Raw genomic sequence first — 21,065 nt, forward strand, 5'->3', positions numbered from 1 at the left:
CAGGTCCGGCAGGCGGGGTGGGGGAAGCAGCTGGGCAGGTGCGATGCTGAGGTCAGCGCGGCAGGGCGTGGCCGGCGTTGGCCTCGCGCCAGATGCGCACGAACTCAGCGTCAGCGTCGCCGCGATCACGACCAGGAGTCTTGGCATGGGTCTCGATGTCCCGTTGCAGGGTGTTGAACTGTTCGGTGTGCCGGGCCTGGTGGGCCAGGCGCTGTGATTCGGCCTGCGCGCCTGCGGCGCTGTTGGCGAGGGCCTGCTGGTTCGCGCGCTGGACTGCATCGGTGCGGGCCTCCTGCTGCGCTGCCCGGGTGGTGGCAACGGCAAGGTCCGCAGTGCGGTCGCGCAGGGTCCATCCCAGCCAGGCGCAGCTCGCGTGGCTACCGGCAAGGACCAGCAGCCCGATGCCCAACCTCAGTGCCGCGGGCGTCACTGCAGGGCTCCGCCGGCGGCACGGTACGCCGCGCGCAGTGTTTCCAGCGCGTGCTCCTTCTGGCCGTAGCCGGCGCCCGGCAGCGATGCCCAGATGCGCCGAGCCGCAGTGACGGCGGCATCGAAGCGGCCCAGCCGGATCAACTCGTAGGCACCGCATTGCTTGAGCAGCGCCACGGCCGCGCGGTCCTGCGAAACCGGGCCGAAGTCAGGCAGGCCCAGTCGCGCGCGCAGGTCATCCCAGGTGCTGCGCAGGAACTGGTAGCGGCCGGCGGCGCTGGATTTGATGCCATAGCGTGGCAACGACACCAGCACGCGGGGATGGTCGCGGTAGTCGGTGAACAGCTGGCCACCGACGATGACGTCGTAGCCGCGGTCACGTGAGCGCTGGCTGGGTATGTCGGTGCCTTCGGATACCGCCAGCATGTCCAGGAATGCGGCGACGCTGGCGCCACCGAGGGCGCTGGCTGCAGCGGCGGTCATGCGGCGGCCCCCGGCTGCTTGCGCACCAGGTTCAACAGAGCGTCTATCTGTACGCTCTGCTGGGCGATCTGTGCACGCAGGGCGCTGACTTCACCGCGCAGCTGCCCGATCTCCTCGGCCATTGCCTCGCGCTCGTGCATCAGCCCATCGGCGCGTGTACGTTCGGCCGCGAGCTGTTCCTGAAGGGTGCGCAGGGTGTTGCTGGTGGCTTCATCGGCGGTGCGGTCGACCTTGGCCGACGACAACCACTGGCGCAGCCACAGCGACACCGCGATCAGCACGCCCGAGGTCCCGCCCAGGTACTTGGCCCAATCCGGCACGCCGGCCAGCAGGTCGCTCTCGTTCATGCGCGTGCGTATCCCTTGAGCAGGGCCGGGTGGACAGCCGGTGGCAACGCGGTGCGCGCACCGCGCAGGGCGCGCTTGATGGTGGTCTGTGAGACGCCGAACTCACGCGCGACATGGTCGCGTGGCATGCCGCTGGCGACCGCGCGGGCAATCTGCTCGCGGCGTTCGTGCGCGCCGGCAGCGAAGCAGGATGCCAGGAACAACAGTTCGCCGCCGAAGTGCGCGACCAGCCGCTGGGCGACGTCGTGGCCAAGGATGTCGATCAGCCGGTGCTGGTCGGGCAGGGTGGAGGGGACGTAGACGATGACGCGGTGACGGCCGGTGGTGCTGGAGGTGGTCGGCGGCCAGGCACGCACCAGCGTGAGGGCTGCGGATTCGCCGATGACCTCGGCCAGGGTCTGGATGCTGTCGGGCAGGGCGTTCATGGAGGATGTCTTCAGTGGCATTGATCTCCACTGTTGCCATCCCGCATGACTAGGCAACACCTTTCATCTACTTTTATATCGGCGCGCTGAAGACGTTCAGTCGTGCGTGAGGAGTGGGGAGGAGCACGATACGCCTGCTTGCAGTGGGCCGAATCCGCTTGCTCTGGCCGCTGGTGTTTTCCTGTACATCCGTACTCGTTGTCCTCACCTGGCAGGAACAGAGGCAGATCAAGGGGATGGGGCAGGTACAGGGTGAGGACGGCCACCTGCCACACAGCCTCATGCGCCGTGTACTGGCCGGAAACGAAAAAGCCCCGGACGATGCCGGGGCTTCAGGACTGCAGGGGGCGCTGGATCAAAGATCGAACACCAGGTTGCCGCCGGTCTTGCGGGGGATGTACCCGGCGTCGCGCAGCCAGCGTGCCGCGTTGACCTGGTCCATGCGCTTGACCGGGAAGCGGTTGGCGAACATCAGGAAGCGCGCCACGGTGATCGACTCGCCCTTGCCCTTCAGGGCCGCAAGGGTTTCGACGAACCATGGCGCGGGCGGCTGCTGGTTGCCCGGGCGGGCCACGGTACGCGCCTGCTGGGCGCTGCCAGCGCCTGCCCGGGCAGTGGCCAGCGTGCACAGCGAGATGAAGATCGCATCCAGGCTCACGGTGTCCTTGCTGCCCTTGGGCTGGGACTTGAACAACTCGATGGCCTTCAGGCGCGTCGACGTGAACTGTTCGACCTCCATGGCGTTTCCTCTTTGCGAAATGGGTTGGGGATGCAGGGTGACGACAGGTGTCGTCGGTGATGGGGGATGACCTTACATCATTTTCGCCGATGATGGGTCGGGGCATGCGCTGGGTTCGGGGGATGGACCGGATGGCGGGCCGGCATTCCGGATCAGATCACACCGCGCGAAAGCAGCTGGTCCAGCGATCTGCGGACCAGATCGGCCGGGGTGCTGTCGTTGTCGACTTCGATGTCGACCAGCTCATGCGGTAGCGGCTGCTCGCTGGCATGAGGGTCGCTGCTGCGATGGCCTGGGCGATTGACGCGGATCACGACACCACCACGACGGCGGATCGCGCGGGCCTCATTGGCGAAGCGGACGTCGGGTACCAGCCCGCCCTCGGGCAGGCGTGCGAACAGCGAGCGTACCCACAGCTCGGGATGGACGCGGTCACGCCCCCACTCGGTACCGGCGGTCTGCATCAGGTGGCGCGGGGTGAGTTCGGCCAGCCAGTCGATGGCGTCCTCCTTGCGGCTGTCCAGTTCGTGCAGGGAGAGCCCGAGGAGGGAGGCGACCAATTGCCGCAGCGGGGCCGCGAAGCTGTCGTATGGCAGTGACAACGCCGACGCCAGTCCATTGGCGAGTGTGTCCTTGCCCGAGCGCTTGCTGCCGGCGATGCCGATGTAGAGCGGTACGCGCGCACGCGGCGCCGGCCGCAGGGCGATGCTGCCCAGTGCAGGGCCGGCACGGAACGCGGCCAGTGTGTCGGCAATCATGCGATGACCGCTGTCGGGGGAGGCGGGAATCATGCGGAATCTACTCCTGGAGAAATGCGGCAGGTGCCGGAGGATCAGGAATCGCGACCGACGACGCTGCGGGCGCGGAGGATGCGCTGGGTGATGCGCCCTCCCCGGGCCGCTGCGGCGATCGGGTCAAAGCACAACATGGCGGTGCGGGTACGCCGGCCGGCAGCAAGGTGGTCGCGGATGGTCCGCTCGGACAGCACCGGTACCCGCTGGTGGATCTGCTGCACGGTCAGCTGCTCACCTTCGAAGGCATGCAGTCGGGGACGGGACATGGCGGAAGCGCTCCTGGAAGGTGGCGGGCCGATACCGGCATCTTGCCCCTGTAGAGGCTCCTAGTCAACACCTTTCATCTACTTTCAGTATGGTGCGGTTGGGCGGGCGGGCTGGCGATCCACAGCCGCAATGCCGCCGCTGCCAGACGCTCACGCTCAACCGGGCCGCGTGCGGCCAGGACGCCCTCGAGATACTGTTGGCGGTGCCGGCGCGGACTGACCGCCGTCCAGCGCCCGTCGGTACCCATGCGCCGGTAGCCGTCCAGTTGCAGCAGGCGACGTGCTTCGCAGTGCTGGCGCCAGTCGTCGCTGCTGCTGTCAACGTCGCGACGCATCATGGATGCGTGGCATCTAGAACGGGCCTGCCGCATGCTCGGCGAGAGTGCGTCTGCGCTCTGGCATCAGCCAGACCTTGGCGCGTTCCTTGCCCACCACGCGGGTGCGTACGCCATGGCGTTTGACCACGTAGGCGGCGGCCTCGTTCACCTCGCGACGGTTGGGCCTGTCGATGCCCACCGCGATGACGATCTCGGTGGCGCGGTAGTGCGCGCTCCAGTGCTCGGCAGGGAGCGACCAGTCGAAATGACGATCGATCAGTTCGGCGATCGGCGAGATGGGTTCGTGTTCGCTGTTGGTGGCATTGAGCGCATCCAGTTCCTCGGCACTCAAGTGCCAGGTCTCGCCACTGCAGTACAACGCATGGGCCTCAGCCCAGACCTGCTGCATGTCGATCCGCGCCGGTTCGCCCAGCGCCACGGCGTGCACGGTCCACCAGCGGGTGTTGCCGGTGGCATCGCGGAGGAAGCGTTCGTCGTTGACACTGGCAAACAAGATGGTGCGCCGCGCATAGCGGGATTCGGTGCGCGCGTAGGGGCGACGGATCTCGTCATGGCTGCGCGAGATGAATGATTTCAGTGCCGCGATATCGGTACGGCGGAAGGTGGCATCGACTTCGCCCAGCTCGACGATCCATCTGGAGATGACCTGCTTGACGCTGTCCCTGTTGGCCGGATCCAGCACCACCCCGTCGGCGATCAGTTGCAGCTCTACCGGCGCCAGCTGCCGCGCCCAGCGTGTCTTGCCCAGGTTCTGTTTCGAAACGAACGTCAGCACGCCGCGCGCGACCACGCCATCGGGCTCAAACGCCGCAGCCACGCCGGAGATCAGCCAGCGTCGCATCAGGACTTCCTTCAGCACGCGGCCGTCGGCCATGTGCGTGGGCTTGGCTTCCTGCACGGTGTCGAAGAACGCCTGCAGGCGGGACTGACCATCCCACGGCCGTGAGGTGATCCAGCTGGCTACCGGGTTGTAGGGATTGGCTTCGGCCACCTGGCACAGGTTGGTCTCGAAGCTGGCGGTGGCCATGCCGGCGCGGTGCATGCAATCCATCACTTCGCCCGCCGCGACCTCCTTGGCGTTGTCCACGGTCGTCTGCAGCCCAGGAACCAGAATCTCCAGATCCTTGCGGATGACGTTGTAGCGCACGGTCACACCGGTACGACGGCACAGCTCGGCCAGGTTGCGGGCGGTTGGCAACGGCCGCCCGCGCGCGTTGGTATCGGGAAACGGGGTGAAGGCATCGAATGCGGACAGGTTGCCAGGCACCTGGTAGCGCGCGCTGGCCGATGACGGCGCATCGTCCAGTGCCACGTCGTCGCCCCCTGCCGGTGGCATGGGGGGCAACAACTGGGCACGCACGGTGTCCAGCCCCTCGCGCAGATGCAGGTCGTTGAAGTCGGTAGGGCGGTCATCGTCGCCATGCAGCGTGGCGAACTCGGGCCAGACCACGCGGGCATCGATGTCCGCGGCAGCCTGCGTGGCCAGGGTGACGCCAGGGTTGTCCAGCGGCTGCCGCGTCCACTGATCGTTGTCGGCACACAGCACGAATGACGCGTCCGGCATGGCGCCGCGCCAGGCTCGGGCGACCGCGCCAAGGTTGCCTGCATCCCAGGCCACCACCACGCACCAGCCCGTGGCCTGGTGGATGGATCCGGCGGTGGCATAGCCCTCTGCAATGGCGATCGGTTGGCCGGTAACCGGCTTGCCGATGACATGGAAGCAGCCCTGCTTGCGGCCACCGGAAAGGAAGTCCTTGTCGCGGCCAAGTGCTGGATCCACGCGGGGAAAGATCGCCTGCAACGAGACGATACGGCCCGCGCTGTTCATCACCGGTACCAGCAGGGCGCTGTCGATGTGGCGGAAGACAAGGCCATCGCTGTTGCGCACCGGCCATGGCGCCACACGCAGGCCATGTGCGTGGATGCCCTTGCGTACGAGATAGGGGTGGTGGGCATCGGCAGGAATGGCACGGTTCCACAGCACGTTGGCCGCCTTGGCGGCGGCGTCCTCGCGTTCGCGCTGATGCCGTTCGCGCTCGCTGCGGGCCGCCTCGTGGCGTTGCCTGATGGCACGCTGCTCGGCGGCGCTCAACGCGGTCGGCGATTTCGCGCACCAGGCATGGCGGGTGCCGGTCCGCCAGCTGCCGAACTCGCCGGCCGGCACGTGGTCTCCAAACAACACCGCCCAACCATTGCGCGTGCCACGACGGTCGCCTTCCACATGGAAGCGCACCAGCGTGCCATCGGCGTTGAGCGCGTCGCGGCCGCGCGCGTCCGGCACGATGCCGTGCGCGTGCATGGCCTGCAGGAACGCGGGAACGATGTCCTGCGTGGGATGCGGTGTGTGCATTCGACAAGGCCCCTGGGAACGTGGATCGGTCCACGGCGGCCGATGGCGGCCAACGTGCTGTGCAGTGTCCGGCGTGCGCAGGTCACGCAGCGGCCGACCGACGCAGTGTGGTCAGGATGTGATGGGAGTGGTGATACGGTCATGGTGTCGGAACGGGGCTTCATTTGCAACACCTTCCAGCACCTTATATCCCTGATCGCAATGGGGCCACCCAGTAAGCATTGGATCTGCGATGGCGTTCGCAGATCACTGTGATCGTGCCGATGCGTCGCAGTTGGCGAGAACCGGTTTTCGGATGATGCGATCGCCGTCAACGACGGCCCATCGTTTCTCTCCATCGCGCCTTCGGGCGCCCGTGCACAAGGAGCCTGCATGCCTGAAATCCACTGCAACCACGAACGCCGATCCGCCGCGGAATCCGCGTCGTTGACCGTCGTTGCGACGTTCTCAATCGGTGCGACCACCCCTCGATAAAATACAACCCGCATGACGGACACCATCGACGAAGCGCAGGAAATGGAAGCGCGCCACCTGCAACGCGCCCTGGCCCAGCACGCAACGCGGGCCAGCAACGTTGCCCCTCTCACTCCCATGGGGGAATGCCAGAACCCGGACTGCAGCGAGGACTTCGACAACGATCCGGCAAGACTGTTCTGCGGGCCTGCCTGTGCCGAGCGTTTCGAAGCCATCCATCAACACCGCAACGCATAGGAACAGGGGACATGTCTCTGAACAGCAACGACGCTGGCTTCACCGAACGCATCGCCGGTTTATCGGCCGAGCTCGCCGTGCTGGTGAGCCTGGTGGAGAACCACATCCATCTGCAGCTGGCTGATCTGGCCGACTCGGGTGATGTGGATGCACAGGAGCGATTTGCGGTAGCCGATCCGGAGCGCTGGTTGGAGAACGCCCGCAACAGCCTGCAGGCGGGTGTCATGTTCCTGGAGCGCGCGGTGCAGCAACCGGCGCGGTTCTAGCGATGTGATGCGGGGACGGAAGGGACCGGCCAGGCTGCCTTCCGTCCCCCTCGGGCAGTGGACGATCCCCTGCGCTGGAGGCTGCGTCATAACGTCGCACTGCCCGTCGGGCAACCCTGAACGTGGTCCAAGGTTGACCGCAGGCCCGTAGAATGGCCGGGTGCGTCGTTCTGTCCTCCACCGCCGGTTCCAGGCCTTGGCATGGCTAGCCATGCTGCTGGTGCTGCTTGCCCCGCTGGTGAGCCGCTGGCTGGCGCATGGTCACGTTGCAGCGGCTGTGCCGGTAGCGGCGATGGACCATTCCCAGCATGCGCAGCATGCGATGGGGGGCCATCACGACCACCACGCGATGGCGATGCAGCAGGGCGAGGTCTCAAAGAAGCCGCCCGCCGATCCACACGCCGAGCATGAGATGGGCGTGGACTGCGACTACTGCCTGATCGCCGCGCGGCTGATCACCCTGCTGGTGGCGGCATTGCTGCTGTTGGCACCGATGGTATCGATATGCCGTGCGCTGCGTGGTGCAGTGCAGGCGTTGCCGCAGCGGGTCAGCGGCACATTGGGAGCGCGCGGGCCACCGGCCTTCATGGCTGCCTGAGCCACACGCGCGGTGCATTGATCTTTTTTCATGAGGTTGCCGGCCACGGCCGGTGCCCGCACGCGCGTGTCTGTCCCTTTCTGATTGCTGCCCTGCCATTGCAGGGTGGCCTTGCATGCCGTGAACAGATGAAAACGAACCCCAACTCCGCGCGCCTGCGCCGGGCGACGCTGCCTGCCATGTGCGCGTTGCTCCTGCACACCGCCTCTGTACTTGCCGCCGATGCGGCACCACCGACCACGCTGGATACCGTGCGCGTGGTCGATACCCGCAGCGGCGAGCTGTCTTCCACCGCCAGCGCAGGCTCTGCGTTGGGCCTGAGCGTGCTGCAGACACCGGCCAGCCTGACGGTGATCTCGCGCGAACAGCTGGAGCAGCGTGGCGACACCAACCTCAACGATGCGATCAGCCGGGCAGGCGCGATCAGCGCCATGCCGCACCCAGGCAATGGTCTGAGTGCGCTGTCCAGCCGTGGCTTCACCGATGGTGCCTCGGTGATGCGCCTGTACGACGGGCTGCGCCAGTACGGGGGCGTGGGCATCACCTTTCCGTTCGATACCTGGTCCATCGAGCGCATCGAAGTGCTGCGCGGTCCGGCCTCGGTGATCCATGGCGACGGTGCGATCGGCGGCGTGATCAACATCGTGCCGAAGAAGCCCACGCGTGGGGCGATCGAGAACGAGATCAGCGCAACCGTGGGCAGCGAGGACACCGCGCGCCTCGGCTTCGGCAGTGGTGGCGCGCTGACGCCCGAGCTGGCCTACCGGCTGGATGTGAGTGGCAACTACAGCGGTGGCTGGGTTGATCGTGGGCGCAGTAGTGATGCCACCTTCTCCGGCGCCTTGTGGTGGCAACCGCGCCCGGACCTTCAGCTGACCCTGACCCACGCGCAGGGCCAGCAGAGGCCGATGCGCTACTTCGGCACGCCACTGGTGGATGGCCGCCAGCTGGAAGCGCTGCGCCACCGCAACTACAACGTGGGCGACAGCGAGATCCGCTACCGCGATCGCTGGACCCAGCTTGATGCGCTATGGACGCCGAACGCAAGCGTCGAATGGCGCACGCGCCTCTACCAGATCGACAGCCAGCGCGATTGGCGCAATGCCGAAGCCTATGTCTACAACCGCGCTACCGGCTTGATCGATCGATCAGGAAACACCGAGATCGCCCACAACCAGGACCAGACCGGACTGACCTCGACGCTGCGCGTGCTGGGCAATGTGGGCGGTTGGGCGAACAGCTTCGCGGTGGGCCTGGACGCCAACCGCGCACACTTCAAGCACACCAACAACACCTATGCCGGCAGCTCCGGCCCGGTCGATCCGTTCGATCCGGTGCCGGGCCAGTTCACCAGCGACGCGCCGAACCTGCCGCGCTACCGTACTCGTGCCGAGCAGTACGCGCTGTTCGTGGAAGACCGCTTGGCGCTGAGCGAGCGCTGGTCGGTGCTGGGTGGGCTGCGCCACGACCGCGCGCGCATTGATCGTACCGATCTGATCAGCGGCCAGAACGCGTTCTCGAAGACCTACCGCAGCACCGGCTGGCGTGCAGGCACGGTGTTCGCGTTGCGGCCGACGCTGAGCCTGTATGCGCAGTACTCGCAGGCGGCGGACCCGGTCAGTGGCCTGTTGATGATCAGCCCCGCCAACGGTGCCTTCGACCTGGCCAAGGGACGGCAGGTCGAGGTGGGCCTGAAGCAGGCGTTCGACGGTGGCGAGTGGACCCTGGCGGCCTATCGCATCCGCAAGACCGGCTTGCTCAGCCGCGACCCGCTGGTGCCGGATCGCCGGGTACAGGTGGGCGCGCAGACCTCGCGCGGCATCGAGGCATCGCTCAACTGGGCCTTCGCGCCGCGGTGGTCGCTCGATGCCAATGCCACGGTGCTGAAGGCCGAGTTCGAGGACTTCCTGGAAACCACCGGTTCGCCGCCGGTAGTGGTCTCGCGTGATGGCAGTGTGCCGCCGAACGTGGCCGAGCGCCTGGCCAATGTGTGGCTGAGCTGGCAGTTTGCACCGGACTGGAGTGCGGCGGGCGGCGTGCGTTACGTCGGCAAGCGCTACGCCGACAACGCCAACACCTTGGAGCTGCCCGGCTACAGCACCACCGACCTGGCACTGACCTGGCAGGCGGCACCGCGCACGCGGCTGTCGGCGCGGCTGTTCAACGTGTTCGACAAGGCGTACTACGCCACCGCGTACTACACCAGCACGCAGTGGCTGCTGGGTGCGGACCGGCGCGTCGAATTCACCGTCGATCATCGCTTCTGAGGAGGCTGGCGATGACGTTGCGATCCACCGCCAAGCGCTGGACCTATCTGGTGCACCGCTGGCTGGGCATCGGCGGATGCCTGCTGATGTTGCTGTGGTTTGTCAGCGGCATGGTGATGCTGTTCATTGGTTACCCGAAGCTGACACCCGGTGAGCGGCTGGCGGCGTTGCCGGTGCTGGGGGATGCCCGCGATCTGCAGGGGCTGTCGGTACTGCCTGCCGTGGTGCAGGCCGAGCCGGAGGTTGTGGCGCTGACGACGCTGCGCGGCGAGCCTGCGTACGTGGTGCGCAATGGCAGCAACGTGGGCGCCTGGTCTGCCGTGACCGGCCAGGCGCTGCTGCCGGTGTCGGCACAGCGAGCCGAAGCATCCGCCGCACAGTTCGCGGGCGGCCAAGCCTTCGTCGGCGCGACACGCGTGGATGAAGACCGCTGGACGCATTCGCGTGCGCTGGATGCGCATCGGCCGCTGTACCGGGTTGAAGTGGGCGGCGCGCAGCCAGGGGATGTGTATGTGTCCTCACACACCGGCGAAGTGGTGCAGGACGCACCGCATGTGCAGCAGCGCTGGAACTATGCGGGCGCCTGGCTGCACTGGTTGTACTTCCTGCGCATGCAGTCGGTGGACCCGGTGTGGACGTGGGTGGTGATCGTGCTGTCCGCGCTGTGCACGGTGGCAGCGATCAGCGGCATCGTGGTGGGTGTTTGGCGCTGGCGCTTCCGCGGGCACTACCGCACTGGCGCGAGGACGCCGTACGTCGAGCCCTGGATGCGCTGGCACCATCTGATCGGGCTGGTGGCTGCGGCCTTCGTATTCACCTGGATCTTCAGCGGGCTGATGTCGATGAATCCGTTGGGAGTTTTCAGCAGTACGCGCGAAGCGATCGACAGCGGACGCTATCGTGGCGGCGCGGTAGCGGTGGATGGCGCGCTGGGTGAATCGGCGGCGCTGCTGGCGGCCGTTGACGACGCGCGCTTCAAGCCGGTGGAGATCCAGTGGCGACGCATCGGTGGTGAGCTGTTCGCGGTGTTGCTGGACGGGCAGGGCGAGACCCGCATTGTGTCCGGCAGTGATGGTCATCTGCAGGTTGCGCGGTTGCTGCCGGCCGCATGGCTGCAGCAGAAGGTGCGGGCGTTGTCCGATGCGCCCGTGCAGGGGTACTGGGTCCAGCATGCAGCGGATGCGTACTTCTACCCGCGTGCACCGGAAGCCATGAACGGCGCAGCGGTACGCCGCTTCCCGGTGGCGGTGGCTGATTTCGGCGATGCCGAGGCGACGCGGGTCTACCTCGATCTGGCCACTGGCGACCCGTTGCTGACGATGGGGCGTCGCGAGCGCGTGGGTCGCTGGCTGTTCCACTTCCTGCACAGCTGGGACCTGCCGGCGATGCTGCGTCAGGACATCGCCCGGCTGGCGGTGTTGCTGCTGCTGAGCCTGACTGGCGCTGCGTTGTGTGCAACGGCCACGGTGATCGGCTACCGCCGGTTGCGGATGAAACTGCGGCGCAGGCGGCGCTGATGCCTTGGACTAAACCCGCAGCCAACGTGTGGACACGGCCACCAGCAACAAGGCCGTGGCCACACCGATGAACGCAGCAATCAGACCGAAGTGATTGGCGGCAAAGCCGATCAGTGCCGGGCCGGCGAGGATGCCGGCAAAGCCCAGCGTAGAGACAGCCGTGATCGCCAGTGCACCCGGCATGCGGTTCTGATGGCCGGCCAGCGAGAACAGCGCCGGCGCGATGTTGGCGCAGCCAAGGCCGACCAGCACGTATCCGGCCAACGACATCTGCCACGGCGTGACCAGGGTCAGCACCAGCACGCCGGCAGCGGCGAGCAGCGCGCCGAACACGATCGCGCGCTGGCGGCCCACGCGTGCCACCAGTGCATCGCCGAACAGGCGCGCGACCGTCATGGTCAGGGTGAAGGTCACATAGCCGATGCCTGCCAGGCTGGCATCGACGCGACGTACATCGCTGAGGAACACCGCGCTCCAGTCGAGCATCGCACCTTCGCCGAGGAAGGCGACGAACGCCAGCACGCCGATGAACAGCACGATGCCATGCGGCAGGGTCAGCATCGGTGTGTCGTGTGGCATGCGTTCGCTGTGCCAGTACGTCGCCGACAACAGCATCACCAGCAGCATGGTGCCGACACCGATCAGCACCGATGCCAAGGGCGGCAACTGTGCGGACAGCAGCACGGTCATGCTGGCCGCGCCGAGGAAGCCGCCGATGCTGAAGAAGGCGTGGAAGCCGGACATCATCACGCGACGCGCCTCGCGCTCGACGATCACCGCCTGTACGTTCATCGTGCAGTCCATCGCACCCACGGCGGCACCGAACACGAACAACACCAGGCCCAGCGCCCACGCCGAGCTGGCCAATGCCAGGCCGGGAACGGTCAGGCAGATCAGCAGGCTGCTGGCCACCATCACCCGGCGGCAACCGAGGCGTGCGGCCAGCACGCCGGACAAGGGCATCGCCAGCAGCGAGCCGGCACCGAGGCAGAGCAGCACCAGTCCCAGCGTGGCGTCATTGATCCCGGTGCGCGCTTTGGCGAATGGCACCAGGGTGGCCCACAACGCGGTGGCGAAGCCGGGAATGAAGAACGCAGCGCGGGTCGCGTGCTGTTCGGCACGCGCGCGGTTGGCAAGGGACATGAGCAGTACGGTCAGGGAGGCGTGGGGTGCACCGCGATACCGGCGGCGTGGAAGCGAGCCGCCAAGGCGGGCGGTGCGGTGGTGGTCAGCACCAGGTCGTCGATCTCGTCCAGGCTGGCGATCTGCCAGTTGCCGCGGGCACCGAGCTTTTCAGTGGTGGCGGCGACGATGACGCGGCTGCTGCAGGCCACCATCGCGCGCTTCAGTGTGGCTTCTTCCGAATCCATTGCCCACACACCGGTGTCGCCGTCCACCGCGCAGGGGCCGGGCAGGTACACGTCGGCACGCAGGCGCTGCACCTGGGCCAACGCCTCGGCACCGACCGCACCGCCACCGCTGGCCAGGCGCCCGCCGATCAGCTGCACTGAAGTGCCTTCGAGCATGCTGGCGGCGGTGGCGATCTGCGGGGCATTGGTGATCACCGTCAGCCCGAGAGCGGCCGGCAGCTGCTGGGCGATCGCCAGATTGGTCGAACCGGCATCGAGCAGTACCACCTGGCCGGGTTGCAGCAGCGCGCAGACGCGGGCGGCCAGCTCGGCCTTGTCGCCGCGGTCGCGGGTCAGGCGCTCGCGCAGCGGCCGTTCCTTGGGCGGCGGCAGCACGGCGCCGCCGTAGACGCGCTGGCACAGGCCCTGGGCGGCGAGTTCACGAAGGTCGCGGCGGATCGAATCTTCTGAAACGGCATAGCGGCGCGCCAGTTCGGCGGCGATCACGCGGCCCTGCTGGCGCAGTTCCTCGAGGATCTGGCGCGTGCGCTGGGCGGGGAGGGGGCTGGGATCGGAGCTCATGCTATAAGTCTGCACGTTCGTGCATAAACGTGCAATAACGTGCATTCAGCGGGAGGGCACAGGGCGGCTGGACTGCCGGTGAACCCGCCCGCCCCGGGGTCTATGGATCGCCCTCGCGGACCGGCATCATGGCGGGGCACTTGGCATGGAATCCCTGATGTCCCCCACCGTTCACCGCAAGCTGCGCATCGGCGCGGACCAGTACACCGGCCAGAAAGTGGTCGACCAGCAGTTCCACGAGTGCGATTTTTCCGGCGCCGACCTGACCGGTACCGAGTTCATCAACTGCAGTTTCTACGATGCCGACAGCCGTGCTGGCTGCCGTTTCAATGGCGCCACGCTGAAGGAAGCCAGTTTCCGCAGCTGCGATATCAGCATGTGCCATTTCAATTTCATCAAGGCGCTGGGCCTGGAGATCAGCGAGTGCCGCGCGCAGGGCGCGGATTTCAGCAACGCCAGCTTCATGAACCAGATCACCACGCGCAGCTGGTTCTGCAGCGCGTTCATCAAGAAGTCGAAGCTGCGCTATGCCAATTTCTCGCGGGTAACGCTGGAAAAGTGCGAGCTGTGGGAAAACCGATGGGATGGCGCGAATGTGAGTGGCGCCAGCTTCGCCGGCTCGGACCTGTCCGGCGGCCAGTTCGAGGGCATCGACTGGAACAGCGCCAACTTCACCGACTGCGACCTGACCAACTCGGAGCTGGGTGAGCTGGACCTGCGCAGCACCAACCTGCGTGGCGCCACGCTGGACGTGCAGCAGGTGGCGCTGTTGATGCAGCGCATCGGCATCACGGTGGTGCCGTAGGCATCAACCGGTGTACGCCACCCAGCCCTTGAAGCTGAAGCCGGCATAGAACAGCTCCACACCATCGAAGCCGGCCTCCTGCAGCAGCGCCACTTCCTGTTCGGGGGCCAGCAGCGGCAGCCGCTCGGCAATGGCCTCGATCGCGTGCTGTGCATCGGCGTGGGCAACGCCCGAGGCTTCGGCGAACGCTGCGTAGCGCTGCAACCAGCGCAGCTTGCCGGCCGGTTCCTGCGGCACGCTGTGGTGGGCCACAACCAGCGGCGCGCCGGGCTGCAGGCGCCGGTGCAGCTCGCGCAACGTGTGCAGGCGCTGCCCGGCATCGAGGAAGTGCAGGGTCAGCAGGCAGCTGGCCCCATCGAAGCGCAGATCGGGCGCATCGTCGATGTAGCCTTCCAGAAGTTGCACGCGCGGCATCAGCGGACCCAGTGTCTGCTCGGCCAGGGCCAGCATCGGCGCGGCCGGATCCACGCCCAGCAGCTGCCAGCCCGGCTGCGCTTCGGCAAAAGCCTTCAGCTCCAGCCCGCCACCGGCGCCCAGCACCAGCACACGGCCCTGCGTGGGAACGCGTTCGGCCAGCAGCAGGCGGCTCATCTGCTGCAGGGCGAGGAAGCCGGGCACCTGGCGCAGCGGCGCTTCGGCATAGCGGGCCACCGCCTGCGGGTCGGAGAACGTGGACATGCGCGGATTCCTGCGGCGGGGGACATACCACTGTAGCGCGGCGCGCAAGAGGCATTGCGCGCCGCTGCCACACGGGCAGGACAGGGCTCAGGCCGCTGCTGCCTCAAGCACGTCTTCCAGCCGCACCTCGCCGAGGAAGCCACCGCTGCTGGTTGCCGGCTGCTGCGCTTCGATGGCGTGGGCGAACTGCACGCCGGCGTCGTCCTGCAGGCGCTCGAACAGCTGCTGCACCCTGGGGAACTCGCGACGATCGACCACCTGGTGATAGTCGTTCCAGCGCGCGATGCCGGCGAAGTAGGCATCGGCAAAGCTGCGCTGTTCGCCCAGCAGCCACGGGCCCGTGCCGATCATCTGCTCCAGCGCCTGGTGGGCGTGGCGCACCTTGGTGGTGCCATAGGCACGCAGCGCCTCGCCTTCATCGCCTTGCGCATGCTCCAGTGCGTGCCAGAGCGGCGCGTAGGCACCGAAGAAACTGGTGTTGAGATAGGCCAGCCGGTGGTTGAGGCGATCGAAGCCGGGCGTGCCCTGTGCGAAGCCCAGCCCCTGCGCGATGCCCTTCGCGGCCAGATGGTTGAGGATGGCCAGGCTCTCGCTGAGCAGCTCGCCCTGCGCGGTGCGCAGGGTCGGGGTTTCACCCAGCGGATTGAGGCGGCGGTAGTCTTCGCTCTGCACCTGGCCGGGCATGTCGATGCGGCACAGGTGATACGGCTGGCGCAGCCATTCCAGGGCGACGATGGAGCCGAACGAGCAGCCCGAGGGCACGCCGTAGAAGAGGATCGGGGTCATGGCAGGTTTCCGGTTCAAGCCGCGATGCGGCGGGTGAGGAAAGCGTGCCTGCGTGGACATTGCCCAGGAAGCCGCTCGAATGGCATCCTGAAGTCCACATATGTGGACGTTGCGCATGCTCAACCTCAACGATCTCGCCCTGTTCGTGACCGCGGTGGAGCAGCGCGGGTTCGCTGCAGGCGGGCGCCATCTGGGCCTGCCGCGCTCGACCCTGAGCAAGCGCGTGGCGCTGCTGGAAGAACAGCTCCAGGTGCGGCTGCTGCAGCGCAGTTCGCGCCGCTTCGCATTGACCGAGGTCGGTCAGGAGTTCTTCGAGCGCGCACGCGCAGCGTTGTCCGAGGTCGAGGCCGCCGAGGCCATTGTCCGCGACCGCCAGGCCGAACCCAGCGGCACCGTGCGGATCAGCGCTTCGATTCCGGTGGTGCAGGGCGAGCTCGCCGCGTGCCTGCCCGCGTTGGCCCGCCGCTATCCACGGCTGCGTATCGAAGTTGAAGTGAGTGATCGTTTCATCGACCTGGCGCAGGAAGGCATCGACATCGCCCTGCGCAGCCACTTCGGTCCGCTGCCGGATTCCGGGTTGGTGCAGCGCATGCTCGGTAGCGAACGCATCGTGCTGGTGGCGTCCCCTGGCTATCTGGCAGCCGCGCCGGCAGTGGATACGCCCGAGCAGCTGCGCGCGCATGCCGGCCTGCTGACCGCGCGCCATGCAACGCGCTGGACGCTGCACAGCGCCGACGCCCGCACTGTGCAGGTGGAGCCACAGGTGGCGCTGGTCGGCAATGAATCGCAGCTGCTGGTCGCGGCGGCCGAAGCGGGTCTTGGCATCACCGTGCTGCCACACAGCCTGTGTGCTGCGGCCATCGCCGCCGGCCGCCTGCAGCAGGTGCTGCCGGCGTGGCATGCCGGCGAAGTCACCACCAGCGTGCTGCTGCCGCATCGTCGCGGCCAGTTGCCGGGCGTGCGCGTGGTGGTGGATGCGCTGGTCGCGCATTACCAGCTCAACGCAGCGCGCCCGCCAGCACCTGCCAGATCCTCGGGTCCTGGCACTGCGAAACGTTGAAACGTACATAGTCGGCCGCGCGCTGCGACTGGCTGAACGCGTTGCCCGGCGCCAGCACGATGCCTTCGCGCAGGCATTGCCGCGCCAGTGCGGCGGCGTCGCGGCCATCGGGCAGCTGGCACCACAGGAACAGGCCGGCTTCCGGCTGCAGCCACGGCGTGATGCCCAGCATCTGCAGCTTCCGCAGTGTGTGCCGGCGTGCATCGGCCAGGCGCGAACGTATCGACTGCATGTGGCGGCGGTAGCCGCTGTCGGTCAGCGCGATGTGCATCAACTGCGCGGCCAGATGGCCACCGCCGAAGCTGGTCGCCAGCTTCAGGTCGGTCAATGCCTCTATCCAGTCGTGGCGCGCAGCGATGTAGCCGCAGCGCGAGGCTGCCGACAGCGTCTTGGAGAAACTGCCGACGTGGATCACCCGTGACAGTCCATCGAGCGCGGCCAGCCGCGGTGCCGGCTGCAGTTCGAAGTCGGCGAAGATGTCATCCTCGATGATGATCAGTTCGCTGCGTTCGGCCAGGCCCAGCAGGCGGTGTGCGGTGCTCGCGGAAAGCACCGCGCCGGTCGGGTTGTGCAATCCGGAATTGGTGATGTACAGCCGCGGCGAATGTGCCTGCAGGGCCTGCGCGAACGCCTCCAGGTCCGGGCCGCTGTGCGTGTACGGCACGCCGATGGCCTGCACCTGGTGCGCCTTGAGCAGCGCGTGGTAGTTGAAGTAGCTCGGGTCATCGACCAGCACGCAGTCGCCGGGCTTGAGCAGGAAACGGCAGAGCAGATCGACCGCGTGCGTACCGGATTCGGTCAACAGGATCTGCTCCACCGGTGCATCGATGCCAAGCGTGGCGCTGCGCCTTTGCAGCAGCTGGCGCAACGCGGGCAGCCCGAGCGGGGCGGCGTAGTCCACCAGTTGCATGGCATCGGCACGCGCCAGCCGGCGCAGGCCGCGGCGCACGCCATCGTGATACAGCCAGTCACTGGGCATCCAGCCGCACCCTGGCTTGAGGTCGCCCGCGGGCGTTTCCAGCGATTGCCGTGATACCCACAGCGGATCCACCGCGCGATCCAGCCGTGGCTCCAGTTCGGCCAGCGCCAGCGGTGCGGCCGGGCCACTGACGTAGAAGCCCGAGCCTGCGCGCGCACTGATCAGGCCTTCGGCCGCCAGGCGCTCGTAGGCTTCGACCACGGTGGAGACCGAAACCCCCATCGTCGCAGCCTGCGCACGAACCGAAGGCAGGCGTGAGCCGGGGCCATCCACCCGTGCACTGATGCGGGTGCGGACGGTCTGGATGACCGATTCGATGCGGGTAAGCGGGCGCGGCATGGTGGAACCGTAGTGGAAGTGTGGGCAGTACAGTTACTTGCGACTGTACTGGATTGTAGCTGGGGTCTTCCCGCGCCGGATGCTTCCATGCAGGTCCAGCCGGGCATCGTCCGGCACCTTCAGGAGTACAGGCGTGGAACGGTCGGCGAGTGGTTGGATCAATGGCTTCATCGGTGTGGTGATCTTCGCCGGCTCCCTGCCGGCCACCCGCCTGGCGGTGCTGCAGCTGGACGCCGGATTCGTCACCGCTGCACGCGCCACCATTGCCGCCGTGCTCGGCCTCGGCCTGCTCCTTCTGCTGCGCCAGCCGTGGCCGCGGCGCAGTGACCTGCCAGGCCTGGCAGTGGTCAGCCTCGGGGTGGTGGTCGGCTTTCCGCTGTTGACCGCACTCGCGCTGCGTCACGCATCGTCGGCGCACACCATCGTGTTTCTTGGCCTGTTGCCGTTGAGCACTGCGGTGTTCGGCGTGCTGCGCGGTGGCGATCGGCCGCGCCCGGCGTTCTGGCTGTTTTCGTTGCTGGGCAGTGCCTGCGTGGTCGGCTATGCGGTGCGCAACGGCATCGAGGCATCGTTGCAGGCCGATCTGCTGATGTTGGCGGCGATCGTGGTGTGCGGGCTGGGCTATGCCGAAGGTGGTCGGCTGGCCCGTCATCTCGGCGGTTGGCAGGTGATCAGTTGGGCGTTGCTGCTGGCCTTGCCGGTGATGCTGCCGCTGACGGTGCTGATGCGCCCGGCCTCGTTCACTGCGGTTGGTGCCTCGGCGTGGTGGGCGCTGGGCTATGTGGCAGTATTCAGCATGCTGATCGGCTTCCTGTTCTGGTACCGCGGGCTGGCGCAGGGCGGCATCGCCGCCGTCGGCCAGTTGCAGTTGCTGCAACCGTTCTTCGGCCTGGCCCTGGCCGCGCTGCTGCTGCACGAATCGGTCAGCCTCAGCATGGTGCTGGTGACCGTGGTCGCGGTGATCTGCGTGGCCGGCGCGCGCCGCTTCAGTCGCTGAACGAAAAAGGGGACGGAGGAGATTAAGTCGTTTCAGGCACGGTAGGGCGAGTTACGACTTAATCCCCTCCGTCCCCTTTTTCGGTGATAGCGAGAGCGTATCGTGGCCGATGGTCAACGGTATTGGGGGGGGCGGTGAGCTTGGCTGAAGCTGTGCGCATGAAGCCGATTTCGCATATTTCCTTCAAGGGCCGGGTGGGCCTGGTGACCGGTGCCGCGGGTGGGTTGGGCCTGGCCTACAGCCGCCTGCTGGCCGAGCGCGGTGCGCAGGTGGTGATGCATGACGTCGGTGCCGGTACCGATGGCCGCGGCGCCGATCCACAGCGCATCCTGCGCAGCGTCGAAGCGCTGCAGCGGCAGGGTTTGCCAGTGCAGGCCGCAAATGGTCCCATCGATCATCGCAGCGGTTGCCATGCGCTGGTGCAGGAACTGCTGCAGGCGCACGGCCGCATCGACTTCCTGATCCACAACGCGGGCTGGGTCGAGTACCAGCCACTGGAAGCGATCGAGGACGATGCGTTGGAGCAGATGCTGTGCCTGGCGGCGAAGACGCCGCTGTGGCTGGCGCAGGCGGCGTGGCCGGCGATGCGCGCGGCGGGCGGTGGGCGCATCGTCATCACCACGTCCGATCGCGCGCTGTATCCGCAGTACGCACAGCGCGGGCTGTCCGCTTACGCGATGGGCAAGCTGGCCGCGCTTGGCCTGGTCAATGTGCTGGCGCTGGAGGGCGCCGAGCATGGCATCGTGGTCAATGCGGTTTCGCCGGTGGCAAAGACGCGCATGTGGGGCATCGAGGGTGAGCCCGATGAGCTGCATCCGGAAGCTGTTGCGCAAGGTGTGGCCTATCTGGCATCCACGCGCTGCCAGGACGGCGGCTGGGTGCTGCGCGCAAGCAATGGCCAGTTCCACGCACTGCGCCTGCAGGAGGCCGAGCATGTGGCGTACCCAAGGGATCTGTGCGCGGTCAGTGCCGACAGCATCGAGTCGGTGGCGCTGCAGTGGCCGGCCATCGCCCGCGCCAGCGTCGACGTGCGTGGCTGAGGGCGTACCCTAGGCGGGTTCCCACTGCCTGCTTCGAGATGATCGACCTGCGCCTGCTTCGCCAGTATGTCGCCGTGGCCGAAGAACTGCATTTCCACCGCGCCGCCGCCCGCCTGCACATGTCACAGCCGCCGCTGACGGCGGCGATACGACGGCTGGAAGACGAGCTCGGAAGTGAACTGATCGTGCGCGGAAACCGCACGCTGGGCCTGACCGTGGCCGGGCAGACCTTGCTGGTGGAGGCGCGGGCAACGCTGCAGCAGGCCGAGCAGGCATTGCAGCGCACGCGCGAAGCTGCTGCCGGACAGTCCGGCAGCCTGCGCGTAGGCTATGTCGGCAGTGCGCTGTATGGCCGCCTGCCAGGTTTGATCCGCCGCTTTCGCCAGATTTACCCGCACGTTCAGCTGCATCTGCAGGAAGCCACATCACGCCAGCAGCAGTTGTGGCTGCGTGAGCAGCGCATCGACGTCGGCGTGCTGATTCCACCGATCCCCGCCGCCGAGCTGGTGCTGCACGACTTCGACCACGACCGCCTGGCGATTGCGCTGCCGCGCGCTCATGCGCTGGCCGACGCGCCGGAGGTCAGTGTGGCGATGCTGGCCGACGAATCGTTCGTTTCATGGCCGGCGGGCGAGGGCATCGGCTTCCATGCACAGGTGCTGGGCCTGTGCACCGCGGCGGGGTTCACCCCGCGCGTGGTGCAGGAAGCGCAGGGCATGCACGCGGTGTTGTCGCTGGTGGCGGTGGACGCCGGCGTGGCGATCGTCCCGGCCAGCATGGCCAGCTTCCGCCCGCAGGAGATCGTCTATCGCGTGCTGGAGGACGAAGCAGCGCGTTTCGACCTGCCGTTCTGCATGCAGCCGGAACAGCCGTCGCCGGTGCTGCGCAATTTCCTGCAGACGGCGGGCACCAACTGATTC

At 67.2% G+C, this 21,065-nt stretch carries 24 protein-coding genes; 10 read left to right on the forward strand and 14 right to left on the reverse strand.

The window, feature by feature from the left end; translation table 11 throughout:
* Positions 1 to 52: 52 nt before the first annotated feature.
* The 9 genes from CKW06_RS05270 to CKW06_RS05310 form a co-directional block, all read right to left on the reverse strand.
* Entirely contained in the window at positions 53 to 430 is a 378-nt protein-coding gene (locus CKW06_RS05270; RefSeq protein ID WP_024956106.1) for a hypothetical protein, read from the reverse strand.
* On the reverse strand, positions 427 to 912 hold the full coding sequence (locus CKW06_RS05275; protein ID WP_024956105.1) for a glycoside hydrolase family 24 protein: 486 nt from the start codon (positions 910 to 912) through the stop codon (positions 427 to 429). Before CKW06_RS05275 ends, CKW06_RS05270 begins: the two co-directional genes overlap by 4 nt.
* Positions 909 to 1,259 (reverse strand): hypothetical protein, encoded by a 351-nt coding sequence (locus tag CKW06_RS05280; protein ID WP_024956104.1) that lies wholly within the window; start codon positions 1,257 to 1,259, stop codon positions 909 to 911. Before CKW06_RS05280 ends, CKW06_RS05275 begins: the two co-directional genes overlap by 4 nt.
* Positions 1,256 to 1,684, reverse strand: coding sequence for a helix-turn-helix domain-containing protein (locus CKW06_RS05285; protein ID WP_223846372.1), 429 nt, complete (start codon positions 1,682 to 1,684; stop codon positions 1,256 to 1,258). Before CKW06_RS05285 ends, CKW06_RS05280 begins: the two co-directional genes overlap by 4 nt.
* 355 nt (positions 1,685 to 2,039) lie before the next feature.
* On the reverse strand, positions 2,040 to 2,423 hold the full coding sequence (locus CKW06_RS05290) for a hypothetical protein (protein ID WP_005408339.1): 384 nt from the start codon (positions 2,421 to 2,423) through the stop codon (positions 2,040 to 2,042).
* A gap of 152 nt (positions 2,424 to 2,575) precedes the next feature.
* Positions 2,576 to 3,214, reverse strand: coding sequence for a deoxynucleotide monophosphate kinase family protein (locus tag CKW06_RS05295; protein ID WP_024956103.1), 639 nt, complete (start codon positions 3,212 to 3,214; stop codon positions 2,576 to 2,578).
* 41 nt (positions 3,215 to 3,255) lie between these two features.
* The gene (locus CKW06_RS05300) at positions 3,256 to 3,483 is read right to left on the reverse strand and encodes a hypothetical protein (protein WP_024956102.1); all 228 of its coding nucleotides are present in this window, start codon (positions 3,481 to 3,483) and stop codon (positions 3,256 to 3,258) included.
* A gap of 74 nt (positions 3,484 to 3,557) precedes the next feature.
* Complete coding sequence (locus CKW06_RS05305; RefSeq protein WP_231910890.1) at positions 3,558 to 3,818, reverse strand: DUF7696 family protein; 261 nt, start codon at positions 3,816 to 3,818, stop codon at positions 3,558 to 3,560.
* Between the two features lie 16 nt (positions 3,819 to 3,834).
* Positions 3,835 to 6,171 carry a VapE domain-containing protein gene (locus CKW06_RS05310; protein ID WP_024956101.1) on the reverse strand — a complete coding sequence of 779 codons (2,337 nt, stop codon included), beginning with the start codon at positions 6,169 to 6,171 and terminating at the stop codon, positions 3,835 to 3,837.
* A gap of 486 nt (positions 6,172 to 6,657) precedes the next feature.
* Here CKW06_RS05310 and CKW06_RS05315 point away from each other — a divergent pair, with 486 nt between their 5' ends.
* The 5 genes from CKW06_RS05315 (at position 6,658) to CKW06_RS05335 (ending at position 11,530) form a co-directional block, all read left to right on the forward strand.
* The gene (locus tag CKW06_RS05315; RefSeq protein WP_024956100.1) at positions 6,658 to 6,882 is read left to right on the forward strand and encodes a hypothetical protein; all 225 of its coding nucleotides are present in this window, start codon (positions 6,658 to 6,660) and stop codon (positions 6,880 to 6,882) included.
* 11 nt (positions 6,883 to 6,893) lie between these two features.
* Positions 6,894 to 7,148, forward strand: coding sequence for a hypothetical protein (locus CKW06_RS05320; RefSeq protein WP_005408345.1), 255 nt, complete (start codon positions 6,894 to 6,896; stop codon positions 7,146 to 7,148).
* A 211-nt stretch (positions 7,149 to 7,359) separates the two neighbouring features.
* Positions 7,360 to 7,746, forward strand: coding sequence for a DUF2946 family protein (locus CKW06_RS05325; RefSeq protein ID WP_024956099.1), 387 nt, complete (start codon positions 7,360 to 7,362; stop codon positions 7,744 to 7,746).
* A 128-nt stretch (positions 7,747 to 7,874) separates the two neighbouring features.
* Entirely contained in the window at positions 7,875 to 10,013 is a 2,139-nt protein-coding gene (locus tag CKW06_RS05330; protein ID WP_024956098.1) for a TonB-dependent receptor, read from the forward strand.
* A gap of 11 nt (positions 10,014 to 10,024) precedes the next feature.
* A complete protein-coding gene (locus CKW06_RS05335) occupies positions 10,025 to 11,530 on the forward strand; it encodes a PepSY-associated TM helix domain-containing protein (RefSeq protein ID WP_024956097.1) in 1,506 nt (501 codons plus the stop codon).
* Between the two features lie 9 nt (positions 11,531 to 11,539).
* Here the strand turns inward: CKW06_RS05335 and CKW06_RS05340 are convergent, their stop codons facing one another.
* Both CKW06_RS05340 and CKW06_RS05345 read right to left on the reverse strand, forming a co-directional pair.
* Entirely contained in the window at positions 11,540 to 12,673 is a 1,134-nt protein-coding gene (locus CKW06_RS05340; RefSeq protein ID WP_024956096.1) for an MFS transporter, read from the reverse strand.
* Positions 12,674 to 12,684: 11 nt separating this feature from the next.
* The gene (locus CKW06_RS05345) at positions 12,685 to 13,461 is read right to left on the reverse strand and encodes a DeoR/GlpR family DNA-binding transcription regulator (RefSeq protein ID WP_024956095.1); all 777 of its coding nucleotides are present in this window, start codon (positions 13,459 to 13,461) and stop codon (positions 12,685 to 12,687) included.
* Between the two features lie 157 nt (positions 13,462 to 13,618).
* Between CKW06_RS05345 and smqnr the strand changes: the two genes are divergently transcribed.
* Positions 13,619 to 14,266: a SmQnr family pentapeptide repeat protein gene (gene smqnr, locus CKW06_RS05350; RefSeq protein WP_024956094.1), complete on the forward strand. Its 648-nt coding sequence runs from the start codon at positions 13,619 to 13,621 to the stop codon at positions 14,264 to 14,266.
* A 3-nt stretch (positions 14,267 to 14,269) separates the two neighbouring features.
* On the opposite strand, the gene CKW06_RS05355 is transcribed toward smqnr, so the two are convergent.
* Positions 14,270 to 14,944, reverse strand: a complete 675-nt coding sequence (locus CKW06_RS05355; RefSeq protein WP_024956093.1) for a class I SAM-dependent methyltransferase — start codon at positions 14,942 to 14,944, stop codon at positions 14,270 to 14,272.
* An 87-nt stretch (positions 14,945 to 15,031) separates the two neighbouring features.
* On the reverse strand, positions 15,032 to 15,730 hold the full coding sequence (locus CKW06_RS05360; protein ID WP_024956092.1) for a glutathione S-transferase family protein: 699 nt from the start codon (positions 15,728 to 15,730) through the stop codon (positions 15,032 to 15,034).
* A gap of 100 nt (positions 15,731 to 15,830) precedes the next feature.
* Between CKW06_RS05360 and CKW06_RS05365 the strand changes: the two genes are divergently transcribed.
* Positions 15,831 to 16,790, forward strand: a complete 960-nt coding sequence (locus CKW06_RS05365; RefSeq protein ID WP_231910892.1) for a LysR substrate-binding domain-containing protein — start codon at positions 15,831 to 15,833, stop codon at positions 16,788 to 16,790.
* On the opposite strand, the gene CKW06_RS05370 is transcribed toward CKW06_RS05365, so the two are convergent.
* Positions 16,729 to 18,108: an aminotransferase-like domain-containing protein gene (locus CKW06_RS05370; protein ID WP_024956090.1), complete on the reverse strand. Its 1,380-nt coding sequence runs from the start codon at positions 18,106 to 18,108 to the stop codon at positions 16,729 to 16,731. The genes CKW06_RS05365 and CKW06_RS05370 overlap by 62 nt on opposite strands.
* A 133-nt stretch (positions 18,109 to 18,241) precedes the next feature.
* On the opposite strand from CKW06_RS05370, the gene CKW06_RS05375 reads away from it, so the two are divergent.
* From CKW06_RS05375 to CKW06_RS05385, 3 genes are all read left to right on the forward strand, one after another.
* Positions 18,242 to 19,105 (forward strand): DMT family transporter, encoded by an 864-nt coding sequence (locus CKW06_RS05375; RefSeq protein WP_005412480.1) that lies wholly within the window; start codon positions 18,242 to 18,244, stop codon positions 19,103 to 19,105.
* 158 nt (positions 19,106 to 19,263) lie between these two features.
* Positions 19,264 to 20,145, forward strand: coding sequence for an SDR family NAD(P)-dependent oxidoreductase (locus CKW06_RS05380; protein ID WP_024956089.1), 882 nt, complete (start codon positions 19,264 to 19,266; stop codon positions 20,143 to 20,145).
* A gap of 38 nt (positions 20,146 to 20,183) precedes the next feature.
* Positions 20,184 to 21,062, forward strand: coding sequence for a LysR family transcriptional regulator (locus CKW06_RS05385; RefSeq protein WP_024956088.1), 879 nt, complete (start codon positions 20,184 to 20,186; stop codon positions 21,060 to 21,062).
* The last annotated feature ends 3 nt before the right edge of the window (positions 21,063 to 21,065 follow it).

Source organism: Stenotrophomonas maltophilia (assembly GCF_900186865.1).
Classification (GTDB): domain Bacteria; phylum Pseudomonadota; class Gammaproteobacteria; order Xanthomonadales; family Xanthomonadaceae; genus Stenotrophomonas; species Stenotrophomonas maltophilia.